Genomic DNA, 11,992 nt, shown 5'->3' on the forward strand with positions numbered 1-11,992 from the left:
CGATCCGCCGCGAGGGACGCCGCACCAACGGTCAAGGCCGGGAGGAGCCCACGCGTGCGACTCGCGCCGGGCAGAGCACGGCCTCACGCTCGTGCGTCTTCCACCAGGCTGCGCGCCGATCGCAGTCGCCCGAAAAGACTCACACTCGTCGTCAACGCCTGATCGCCTGTCTCGTGCGGTGAAGTTTCGCGCCCTGACGAACGAACCCTCGCGGGCTGATCCCGAATTCGGGTGAGGCGCTCTCCGGCAGAGTGGTCTGTCATCCGACCCCACTACAGCCATCCGAGCAGGCGCATGGAGGGGTACACGATGAGGCTACGCGTCGCGCTGTGTCTTTCGCTGCTGGCGGTCGTCTCCTGCGGTCGGCGAGCCGAGCCCGAGCGCTCCCACGAGGTCACCCGTCCTGTGGAGGGGGCCGTCCAGGTGAACGGCTACGCGCTCGACGTGAAGGGGAAGCCGCCCGCGCTCCCGGCCGAGCTCACGGCCGAGGAGGAGCGGGACCTCCCCGCCGTGGCCGGGATGACGCTCGACCCCGCCGCCGAGGTCGTAGAGGTCTCCGCTCCGGCCGCGTCGCCGGCCTCGCGCGGCGATCGCCACGCGGCCGCCGCCGCGAAGCGGAGGAAGTGGATCGTCCAGCTGGACGGCCCCATCCACGAGGCCGACAAGGCGCGGCTCGCCGCGGCCGGGGCGCGGATCGGCGACTACCTCCCCGGATTCGCCTTCGTCGTCTCGATGGACGACGACACGCGCGCGGGCGTCGCGAAGCTCTCGAAGGTCCGCGGAGTCGCGCGCTTCCAGCCGGCGTACAAGCTCTCCCGCGCGCTCAAGGACGAGCATGGCGCGGTCCGCAAGGACCTCGCGAAGTCCCTGCGGCTCCGCGTGCGCGTCGACGCCGCCGACGGTCTGCCGGCCCTCCTGTCCGAGGTCCTGCGTCAGAAGGGAACCGTGGTGCGGGTCGCCAGGGACGTCGCGCAGGTCGAGGTCCCGCCCGGCCTCATCGCCCAGCTCGCGCGGCTCGAGGAGGTCCTCTGGATCGAGGAGGCGCTGCCGGTGCAGCTCCTCAACGACACGTCGCGCTGGGTGATCCAGTCGTACGTCCCCGGCTCGACGCCGGTCTTCGGCGCCGGGCTCGACGGCGCGGGGCAGATCGTCGGCGTCGGCGACACCGGGCTCGACATGGACATGTGCTTCTTCCGCGACCCGAGCGGCGCGGCCGTCGGCCCCGCGCACCGCAAGGTCGCCGGCTACGTGGCGTCGGCGGACGCCTGGGACGGGAACTTCGGCCACGGCACGCACGTCTCCGGCACCGTGGCGGGGGACCAGCGGCCGGTCACGGGGCTCTCTACCGCAGGCGGCATGGCCCCGAACGCCCGGCTGTTCATGACGGATCTCACGCCGGGTGAAGCCAACTACCTCCTCGTGCCCGAGGACCTCGCCGATCTGTACGTCCGTCCCTACGACGCGGGCGCCCGCATCCACACGAACAGCTGGGGCTCCGGCGCGAACTGGTACGACGGGCTAGCGTGGAGCACCGACCGGTTCATGTGGGAGCACAAGGACCTCCTCGTCCTCTTCGCCAACGGGAACGCCGGTCCGACCGACCTCCGCGTCGGCTCCCCCGCCACCGCGAAGAACATCGTCAGCGTCGGCGCGACCGAGAACGGCGACCAGGCCGAGAACGTCGCCTACTTCTCGAGCAACGGCCCGGCCTGGGACGGCCGGCTCAAGCCGACCCTCACCGCGCCCGGCGTGAACATCGTCTCGGCCGACTCGGACGGCCTCCCCGACACCAACAACTGCGGCACCATCGCCTATAGCGGCACGTCGATGGCGACGCCCACCACGGCGGGCGCCGCCGCGCTCGTGCGCCAGTACTACGTGGACGGCTACTGGCCGTCGGGGCTGGCGAGCCCCGCCGACGCCTTCCTTCCCTCCGCGGCCCTCGTCAAGGCGACCCTCGTCAACAGCGCCCAGTCGATGAGCGGCCTCTACACGCGCGGTCCCATCCCCACCATCGCCCAGGGCTGGGGGCGCATCAACCTGTCGAACACCCTGCGCTTCGCGGGAGACTCGAGGTTCCTCGACGTGGCCGACGTCCAGCCGGGCGTCGCGACCGGCGACACCTTCACGAAGTCGCTCTTCGCGATCGGCGGCGCCCCGCTCAAGGTGACGCTCGTCTGGACGGACTACCCCGGCGCGCAGTACGCCGACGTCGAGCTCGTGAACGACCTCGACCTCGAGGTCGTCGCCCCGGACGGCGCGACGTACGCGGGGAACGCCTTCTCGGGCGGGGTCTCGGTCACTGGCGGCACGGCCGATCGGCTCAACGTGGAGGAGCAGTTCTATCTGCCCGATGCGGCCAGGGGCATCTACACGGTGCGGGTGAGGGGCTTCAACGTTCCGTCCGGCCCGCAGCCGTTCGCGCTGGTCGTCAGCGGGGCCGGCGGGATCTCCTCGCGGGGCTTCATCGGCCTGGACCGGGCGCGCTATGGCGCGACCACCCGCATCGAGGTGAAGGTCGGCGATCGCGACCTGAACGTCCGCCCGGACGTGTCCGACGAGGCGTACGTGACCGTCCGCAGCGACGCCGACCCCGCCGGCGAGTTCGTGTGGCTCACCGAGACCGGGCCGGACACCTCCATCTTCATGGGCACGCTGCCGACCGGCCCTGCCCCGGGGGTCGCCCATGACGGCATCCTCGCCGTGACCGAGGGCGGAACCCTCACCGCGACGTACGACGACGAGGACGACGGGACCGGCGCCCCCGCGACCACGAGCGCGACCGCCGTCGGCGATCTCACCCCGCCCGTCATCACGGGCGTCTCGGTGGCGGCGCTCGACCAGGGCAGCGCGAAGATCGCCTGGACGACGAGCGAGCCGGCCTCCGCGACGGTGCTCTACGGGAAGACACAGGCCCTCGGCGGCACGGCCGCGCTCCACTGGCTCGCGACCTCTCACGGGGTGGCCCTCGGCGCCCTCGAGGAGGGGGCGACCTACTTCTTCGCGGTGCAGTCCACCGACGAGGGCGGGAACGTCGCCGTCGACGACGGGGGCGGCACGCCGCGCACGTTCACGACTCCCGTCCTGCCGCCCGTGCTCGGCGTCTACTCCTCGCGGGGCGAGGTGACGCCGGAGGTGGAGACCGTCGTCTTCGGCACGGCCGTGGATCCCTCGGGCGTGGCGTCGCTCACCGTGAACGGCGCCGCCGTTCCGATCCGCGCCGCCGACGGCTACTTCGAGACCCTCGTCCCGCTCGCGCTCGGTGACAACTTCATCACCGTGGTGGCGACCGACGGGCGCGGACAATCGGCCACGACCACGCTCCTCGTCACCCGAAAGCCGCTCCCGGACCTCACCGTCACGTCCGTCACGACCCCTGACGTCGCGGGCCTCGGCATGGCGTTCCCCGTCACCTCGCAGGTCTGCAACATCGGCGGCGAGCTCACCGCCGAGTACTTCAGCGTCGTCTGGTTCGTCTCCGAGGACGACGTGCTCGGGCCGGGCGACGTCGCGCTCGGCTCCGCGAAACGCGTTTACTCTCAGCAAGGGTGCACCAACCTCGCGTACACGATCTCCGCGAACTGGGAGGGCTTCCTCGGTCGCCCTTACCACGTGGGCGTGGTCGCGTTCGCGAGCGACAGCGAGGCCAACGACGACAACAACTACAAGCTGGCGTCGAACGTGACCACGTTCGAGCCGCCCGACCTGACCGTGACGTCGATGTCCGCCCCCGAGCGCCTGGGGACCTCCACCCCGTTCTCGCTCACGACCAACGTCGCGAACCCGGGACGCGGAAAGGCCATCAACGTCATCGTGAACGTGTACCTGTCGACGGACGACACGATCACCACCGCCGACCGCATGCTGGGATGGCAGCAGGTCTATTTCCTCGATGGCGGCGCCTCCGCGAGCGTGACCACCTCCCTGTCGCTCCCGAGCGATCTCCCCGCGGGCTCCTACCGCCTCGGCGCGATCGTCGACGTGGTCGGCTACGTCCAGGAGTCGAACGAGGACAACAACGTGTTCGTCGGTCCACGCGTCGTCGTGGACGGCCCGGATCTCGAGGTCACGTCCGTGAGCGGCCCCGCGACGGTGCTCACCGGCGGGACCTTCACCGTGGAGGACACGGTCACCGCGCGCCCGACCGGCGGCGGCACCGGGCCGTTCAAGGTCGGCCTGTACCTCTCCGACGATCCCGTCGTCACCACCGCCGACCTGAAGATCGGCGAGCGCACCGTCCCCTCCCTCGCCTCCGGCGCCTCCTCGTCGGGGGCCACGGTGATGACCCTCCCCGTCACCTGGGCCGGCGGCGCCTACTACGTCGGGGCCATCGCGGACGTGGCGAGCGAGGTCCTGGAGCTCGACGAGGCGAACAACGCGGCCGCGGGGGGCGCGCTCACCGTGATCGGCCCCGATCTCGTGGCCACCTCCGTCTCCGCGCCCGCGTCCGGCGTCGTCGGCGAGACCCTCACCGTTTTCGACACGATCGCGGCGAGCGCCGCGGGCGGCGCGACGCCGCCGTTCGACGTGGGCTTCTACCTCTCCACCGACCCCGTGATCACGCCGTCGGACCTGCTCCTCGGCTGGCGCTCCGCCGCCGCGCTCGCGCCGGGCGCCTCGAGCTCCGCCTCGACGCCGGTCACCCTGCCGCTCGGGCTCGCGCCCGGCACGTACTACGTGGGCGTCATCGCCGATGACTTCACGTACTGCTTCGAGGACTACCTGTACAACTCCTACTGCTACGGCGGCGACGTCGCGAAGGAGCCCGACGGGACGAACAACGCTCGCGCGAGCGGGCCCATCGTCGTCGGCGGTACGGACCTCGTCCTCACCGAGGTGAGCGCGCCGGCCACCGCCGGCACGGGCCTGCCGCTCGTCGTCCACGACGCCGTCGCGGCGGTCGGCGGGGGGACGGGGGCGTTCAAGGTCGGCTACTACCTCTCGACGGACCCGACGATCACCACGGCGGATCGGTTCCTCGGCTACCGCGCGCTCGGCGGCCTCGCGCCGGGCGCCACGAGCAGCGCCGACACGAGCGTGACGGTGCCTGCGGGGCTCGCGCCGGGGACGTACTACGTGGGCGCGATCGCCGACTACGAGGGCCGCGTCGCGGAGGCGAGCGAGACGAACAACGCCCGCGCCGGCAACACCGTCGCCGTGGCCGGACCCGACCTCACCGTCTCCGCGCTGGCGGCGCCGCAGAGCGTCGGGACGGCGACCCCGTTCTCGGTCACGGCGACCGTCGCGAACCTCGGCTCCGGAGCGAGCCCAGCGACGATGGTGTCGATCTACCTCTCCACCGATCCCGTCATCACGACCTCCGACCTGCGGCTCGGCTACGGCACCTTCGCGATGCCGGCGCCGGGCGAGACGAGCTCGGCGACGCTCACGGTGAGCGTCCCGAGCTCCGTCGCCCAGGCGACCTACTACCTCGGCGCCATCCTCGACCCGTACGACCAGGTCAAGGAGGAGAGCGAGACGAACAACGCCTCCGCGGGCGCCGCCCTCACCCTCGTCCGTCCCGACCTCGCGCCGATCGCGGTCTCCGGGCCACCGGCCGCTCTCACCGGCGAGACCATCACCGTCAGCTACACGCTCTCGGCGCTCCCGACGGGCGCGGGCGCGACGAGCCCGCCGCTCGGGCTCTACCTGTCGAGTGACCTGTTCATCACGCCGCAGGACCTCTCGATCGGGACCGCGTACCCCGGCGACCTCGCGTCAGGCGCGTCGCGCTCGGGCACGGTCACGCTGACGATCCCGGCGGGCATCGCGGGCGGCACCTATCAGCTCGGCGCGTTCGCCGATCCGTACGGCACCACGCCCGAGAGCGACGAGGGGAACAACGGCCTCGCCGGCGGCACCATCGCGATCACCGGGCCCGACCTCGTGGCGACCGCGGTGTCCGGCCCGGCCTCCGCGGTGCGGGGGACCAGCATCCCGGTCGCGAACACGGTGGCCGCGAGCGCCGCGGGCGGCGCCGCCCCCGCGTTCCTCGTTGGCGTGTACCTCTCCTCCGATGCCAGCATCACCGCGTCGGATCTGCTGCTCGGGTACCGCAGCGTCGCTGGGCTCCAGCCGGGCGCGAGCTCGTCCGACACCACCCTCGTGGCGATCCCGCCGACGCTGGCGCCGGGGACGTACTACCTCGGCGTCCTCGCGGACGACTTCACCGTCTGCGAGTTCAACTGGTCCACTGATCAGTACGAGTGCCAGGGCGACCAGGCGAAGGAGCCCGACGGGGCGAACAACGCCCTCGCGGGCGGGGCGATCGTGATCAGCGCGCCCTAGCGGCCTTCGCGGCCCCGGCCACGCCGCTGGCCGGGGCCGGGGCCGGGGCAACCGCGGAGCCCGCGAGGAGCGCGGGTCGAGACGGCCGAGTGTCGCCACCCGGACGGCGCCGGCGAGGCGCGCCCCGCGAATCCCTCATCGCGAGGGCTCCTGGATGGCCACGGCGTGCGCCCCCGGAAGCGTGTTGTCGTCCCGCTCTCCGCATGAAAGCCTGCGACCCATGGTGCGGGGGTTCTCTCTCCGCGCTCTGCTTCGCTGCGGGGGTCCAATGCGCGCTTTCGCCGCCGGTCTTCTGTTCTTCTTCGCCGTCCCCCCGCTCGCGCAGGCGTCCGCACCGCAGCGGCCGGCGCCGGCGTCCACGGCGCCCACGGCGCCCACGGACGGCGCGCCGGCTGCGCCCGCGCCACAGCGGCTCTCGGCCGACGGCCCGAAGACGACCGTGGGCGGCAACCCGTTCCTGGCGCCTGCCGGCTGGTCGCTCGTGGTGCGCGGTCCGGCGACCGTCCTCGAAGCGCCCGAGGGAGACTCGTGGCTGGCGCTGGTCGACGTCGCGGCGTCGGATGCCGAAGCCGCGGTCGCGGCAGCCTGGAAGGCGTACAGGCCCGGCGCGCGGTGGCCGCTCAAGGTGGCGGCCGATCTTCCCGACAAGGACGGCTGGTCGAGGCGCCGCGACTTCGCCTACCAGACGTCGCCGAACGAGCGCCGGGTCGTGTTCGCGAGCGCCCGCTTCTCTGCGGGCGGCTGGACGGTGGTGATCGGCGACCTCTCGCAGCCGGTCGCCGAGAAGCGGCGCGGGCAGATCGTCCTGGTGCTCGGGCGGCTCCTACCGAAGGGCTATGCCCGCGAGAGCTTCGCGGGGAAGAAGGCCGAACCCATCGACGCCCCACGCCTGGCCGAGCTCCGCCGCTTCGTGGAGCGCGCCATGCAGGCGATGAAGGTGCCGGGGGTGGGGCTCGGCATCGTGCAGGGCGGCAAGGTCGTCTTCGCCGGCGGCCTCGGCGTCCGAAAGCTGGGCGACACGGCGCCGGTCGACGGCGACACCCTCTTCATGATCGCCTCGAACACCAAGGCGCTCACCACGCTGCTCCTCGCGAAGGAGGTGGACGAGAAGCGGCTCACCTGGGCGACACCGGTCACGTCGGTGCTCCCCGGCTTCGCGCTGGGCGACGCCGACACGAGCCGCCGGGTGCTGATCAAGCACCTCGTCTGCGCCTGCACCGGGATGCCCCGGCAGGACATGGAGTGGCTCCTCGAGTTCGGCGACCTCACGCCCGCGAAGGCCCTCGCGGAGCTCGCCACCATGCAGCCCACCAGCCGCTTCGGCGAGCTGTTCCAGTACTCGAACCCCCTGGCGGCTGCGGCCGGGTTCACTGCGGGACACGTCCTGTTTCCGGGCATGGAGCTCGGTGCGGCCTACGACCGGGCCATGCAGGAGCAGGTCTTCGGGCCGCTCGGGATGACCGCCACCACGTTCGATTTCCGGCGCGCGCTGGCCGGGGCCCACGCCGACGCGCACGCGCCGGACGTGGACGGGAGGCCCGCGCAGGCGGTCATGGACGTGAACCGGTCGATCATCCCGCTCCGCCCGGCCGGCGCCGCCTGGAGCAGCGTGCGCGACCTCCTGCGCTACGTGCAGATGGAGCTCGACGAGGGGACGCTGCCGGGCGGCGCGCCCTACGTCGGGAAGGGTCCGCTCCTCGACCGGCGGACGCCGCAGGTGACGATCGGGAAGGACGTGACCTACGGGATGGGGCTCGCGGTGGACACCACCTACGGCGTCCCGGTGGTGCACCACGGGGGCGACATGATCGGCTACCACAGCGACATGATCTGGCTGCCCGGGCAGGCGGTGGGCGCGGTGATCCTGACCAACGGCGATCCCGGTTGGGCGCTCCGGGACGTGTTCCGCCGCAAGCTCCTGGAAGTGCTCTTCGACGGCAGACCCGAGGCCGACGCTCAGGCGACGGCCGCGGCGAAGACGTTCTTCGACGAGCTCGCCGCCGAGCGGAAGCTCCTCACCGTGCCCGCCGACACGGTGGAGAGTGCCCGCCTCGCCCGGCGCTACGCGAGCCCGGCGCTCGGTAGCATCGCGGTGATCCGCAGCGGCGCCGCCACCGTCTTCGACTTCGGCGAGTGGCGGAGCGAGGTGGCCTCGCGCCGGAATCCGGACGGCACCCTCTCGTTCCTGACGACCGCGCCCGGGGTGCAGGGGCTCGAGTTCGTGGTCGGACGGGGCGCCGGCGGGAAACGGGCGCTCACGGTGCGTGACGCGCAGCACGAGTACCCGTTCATCGAGGAGTAGTGAAGGGTCGGCGGCGGCCGCGCTGGGCGCCCACGCGGCACCCGGACGCGCGCCACGTCACGTCCCCGCCTGTCAGCGTCAGCGCCTTGTCGCGTCCCGTGCCGCGCCCTGGATCGTCTCGTAGACCGTGCGTGCGTTCGGGAGGAGCTCGAGCTGCGTCCCGAGGTGGCGGGCCGCACCGGGCCATCCCTGCATGCCGCCGAGCGCTGCCGCGATGCTCGAACCGCCACCGAACGAGATGGTCCCGACACCCGCCCGCCCCTCGCTGAGTGAGACCGGAGGAAGCGTCGTGAGACGCAGGGTGAGCACCGACGGCCGGAGCCCGCCCGACACGATGAACACGCGCTCGCTCGTGACCGCGTATGCGGTCCTCGAGCGTCGCCACGCGTCGAAGAAGAACCGGCCGGCGATCAGGTAGAGCCCGACGGCAACGAACGGGATGCCCCAGAGCAGGAACAAGAGAGGCGCGCCCTGATGGATCACCGTCGTCTCCCAGACGATGGCGAAGCCACCCCAGAGCAGGCTGAAGGGAATCCCGAACGCGTCGGAGGCACGAAGCCGCACGCCGGCGAGCGGGCGGCCGTACCAGAGCACTCGCTCGTTTCCCGAGAGCTCCCGGGCGAGCTCAGCGGGCAGCTGCGACCGCTGCCCCGAAACGTGCGTCGACGTGTACCGCGGCATGTGAGCGTCCTCTCGCGTCCGGGCCGAGCAGGGCATGAGCGCCTGTCGCGAAGGCTCAGGTGCCGCCGAGTGTACCGGCTCGTATCGGCCGGAAGCGACCGCGTTCAAGCGGTTCGTTCCCGGGCGTGGTGCGCGTCCACGTCTTCGTGACCTCCTTCACCGGACGAAGCGTGAACCTGTCCGTAGCAGGCCCGGATGCCGACGCGGAGTGCCTGCGGCTCGCGGGCACTCGCGAGGCCGGCAACATCTCGCTGCTCATCAGGGGACGGGGAACGGCACCTTCTTGAACTCCGGCCCGCTCCCGAGCTGCCCCCAGAAGTTGGCACCCCAGCCCCAGCGCGTCCCGTCGGCCGTCACCGCCACGGTGAAGTCCCGGCCCGCCGTCACGGAGACGAACCCGGTGCCGATCTGGATCGGGCTGAGCCGGTCCATGGCCGTCCCGTCTCCGAGCTGCCCGGTGTCGTTCTTGCCCCAGGCCCAGAGCGTCCCGTCAGTTTTGAAGGCCAGCGTGTGCTGGACGCCCGCCGTGACCGACGCGAATCCTGTGCCGATGAGCACGGGGCTGCTCCGGTTAAGCGTCGTGCCGTCGCCGAGCTGGCCGTGCAAGTTGGAGCCCCAGGCCCAGAGCGAGCCGTCGACCTTGAGTGCCTGCGTGTGCCCACCACCAGCCGCAACCGCCGCGAAGCCCGACCCGATCTGCACCGGGGAGGCTCGGTGATCGAGGGCGGAGCCGTCGCCGAGCTGGCCGTACAAGTTCGCGCCCCAGGCCCAGAGCGTTCCATCGGCCTTGAGGGCCACGGTGTGGGCGTCCCCCGCGGCCGCCGCCGCGAACCCGGGCCCGATCAGGACGGGGAGGGATCGGTTCTCCGTCGTCCCGTCCCCGACCTGGCCCGCCAGGTTCTCACCCCACGCCCATAGCGATCCATCGCTCCTGATCGCCACGGAGTGCGTCGCGCCCGCCGATGCCGCTGCATACCCGGGACCGACGAGCACCGCCGGGCTTTTCTCGTACACGGTCCCGTCCCCGAGCTGGCCGTAATGGTTCGCGCCGGCGGCCCAGAGTGTCCCGTCCGCTCGCAGAAAGAGCGCGTGCTCTTCACCGCACGCGACGGAGCGGATGCCGCTCACGAGCACCTGCCGCGGCGTGACCACCGGCGTGACTCCTGTCCCGGCGCTCAGTAAAGCCCCGAGGTTGTCCCCCCAGCCCCACAGGGTCCCGTCGGTCTTCATGCCAAAGCCGTTCCCCCAGCCTGCGGACACCCAGTCGAAGCCTGTGCCGAGGGGAGCGGGGTCGAAGACCTCCCACGCAGCGGGGACGCCCAGCTGACCGATGCCGTTCCAGCCCCAGCTCCAGAGCGTGCCGTCCGTCCGCAGCGCCACGCTGTGTTGTTCGCCCACCGCCACCGCGGCGTAGCCCGCGCCGACCTGGATGGGCCGGAACGCCGTCGTCCACCGCCCGTCACCGAGCTGTCCGTACACGTTCGCGCCCCAGGCCCAGAGCGTTCCGTCGGTCCGGATGGCCAGGGAGTGGTGAGGGCCGGCCGCGGCCGAGGCGAAGCCGGCTCCGATGCGCACCGGCGTGCTCCGCCGCGTCAGCGAGCCGTCGCCCAGCTGCCCTTCGTAGTTGTCCCCCCAGGCCCAGAGCGAGCCGTCCGTCTTCACGGCCAGCGTGTGCGCGCCGCTCACCGAGACCGCAGCAAACCCCTCGCCGATCTTCACCGGCAAGGATCGCTGGATGGTGGTGCCGTCCCCCAACTGGCCATCCGCGTTGTACCCCCACGCCCAGAGGGTCCCGTCCAGCTTGATCGCCGCCGTGACGCCGCCGGCCGCGGAAACCGAGGCAAAGCCGGTCCCGATCTGCGCCGGGGCCGTCCGGTGAGGGAGGAAGCCATCGCCGAGTTGCCCGATGGAGTCGTCGCCCCATGTCCAGAGCGAGCCGTCCTGCTTGATGGCGGCGGTGTGCAGGGCGCCCGCTGCGACCGACGTAAACCCGCCGCCGATCAGCGCCGGCGACAGCCGCGGCACCATCGTCCCATCGCCGAGCTTGCCGCTCGTGTTGTCCCCCCAGGCCCAGAGCGTCCCGTCCGTCTTGATGGCCGCCACGTGTGAATGGCTGACCGCCACCGTGGCGAAGCCAGTGCCGATCTGGACCGGCGAGCCACGAAGGACCTTCGTGCCATCGCCGAGTTGCCCGTACTCGTTCGACCCCCACGCCCAAAGCGTCCCATCGCGGCGAATCCCGACAGTGAAGTTTCCCGCGGCGGCGATGCTCATCCAGACCGAACGTGCCGGACCGACGGCGGGATCGACGGGGGAGCCGCCGGTCGGATTCCCCGACGCACAGGCTCCGATCGCGATCGTGAGGCTCAGCCAGGCGAATGCGAGCAGCGAGCGCTTCTGACTCATCGCACCTCCCGAGCACGCGCTCGTAACGCACTAAGTGTGCGCGACCACCGTCAGTGTATGCCGGATCGGCGATCGAGTCACCAGCGCGGCCGCGCCTCGGGCTGTGCGCCGATCCCGTTGCCTTCAATGATGGCGGTGGCTTGCCTCACGCGGAGCCATGGAGACTGCGCGTGGGGTCGCGCTAGCGGCAATGCCGATCGGTTAGCGGCCAAGCGATGGGACTGAATGGGGATTTCCGGCCGGGCTTGTAGCGGCCGGCCAGGGGATCATCATGCGGGATCGCCAGGAGGCGATCCCGCGTGTCCCGACCCAAGC

Annotated in this window: 4 protein-coding genes; 2 read left to right on the forward strand and 2 right to left on the reverse strand. The window is 71.8% G+C overall.

Translation table 11 applies throughout. The features are described 5' to 3' along the window. The first annotated feature begins 309 nt into the window (after positions 1-309). Both MNY60_RS11180 and MNY60_RS11185 read left to right on the forward strand, forming a co-directional pair. Positions 310-6,288, forward strand: a complete 5,979-nt coding sequence (locus MNY60_RS11180) for a CARDB domain-containing protein (RefSeq protein ID WP_242353934.1) — start codon at positions 310-312, stop codon at positions 6,286-6,288. Between the two features lie 268 nt (positions 6,289-6,556). After that, positions 6,557-8,590 (forward strand): serine hydrolase, encoded by a 2,034-nt coding sequence (locus MNY60_RS11185; protein ID WP_242353932.1) that lies wholly within the window; start codon positions 6,557-6,559, stop codon positions 8,588-8,590. Positions 8,591-8,668: 78 nt separating this feature from the next. Here MNY60_RS11185 and MNY60_RS11190 read toward each other — a convergent pair whose 3' ends face one another. Beyond that, complete coding sequence (locus tag MNY60_RS11190; RefSeq protein ID WP_242353930.1) at positions 8,669-9,271, reverse strand: hypothetical protein; 603 nt, start codon at positions 9,269-9,271, stop codon at positions 8,669-8,671. 258 nt (positions 9,272-9,529) lie between these two features. Further along, positions 9,530-11,677 (reverse strand): chromosome condensation regulator, encoded by a 2,148-nt coding sequence (locus tag MNY60_RS11195; protein WP_242353928.1) that lies wholly within the window; start codon positions 11,675-11,677, stop codon positions 9,530-9,532. Between the last annotated feature and the right edge of the window lie 315 nt (positions 11,678-11,992).

Origin of the sequence: Anaeromyxobacter sp. SG17, from assembly GCF_022690695.1 — a bacterium.
Lineage (GTDB): Bacteria > Myxococcota > Myxococcia > Myxococcales > Anaeromyxobacteraceae > Anaeromyxobacter > Anaeromyxobacter soli.

Coding starts and splice junctions, on each gene's coding strand:
- MNY60_RS11180 (WP_242353934.1), top strand. CDS start 310: ATGAGGCTACGCGTCGCGCTGTGTCTTTCGCTGCTGGCGGTCGTCTCC.
- MNY60_RS11185 (WP_242353932.1), top strand. CDS start 6,557: ATGCGCGCTTTCGCCGCCGGTCTTCTGTTCTTCTTCGCCGTCCCCCCG.
- MNY60_RS11190 (WP_242353930.1), bottom strand. CDS start 9,271: ATGCCGCGGTACACGTCGACGCACGTTTCGGGGCAGCGGTCGCAGCTG.
- MNY60_RS11195 (WP_242353928.1), bottom strand. CDS start 11,677: ATGAGTCAGAAGCGCTCGCTGCTCGCATTCGCCTGGCTGAGCCTCACG.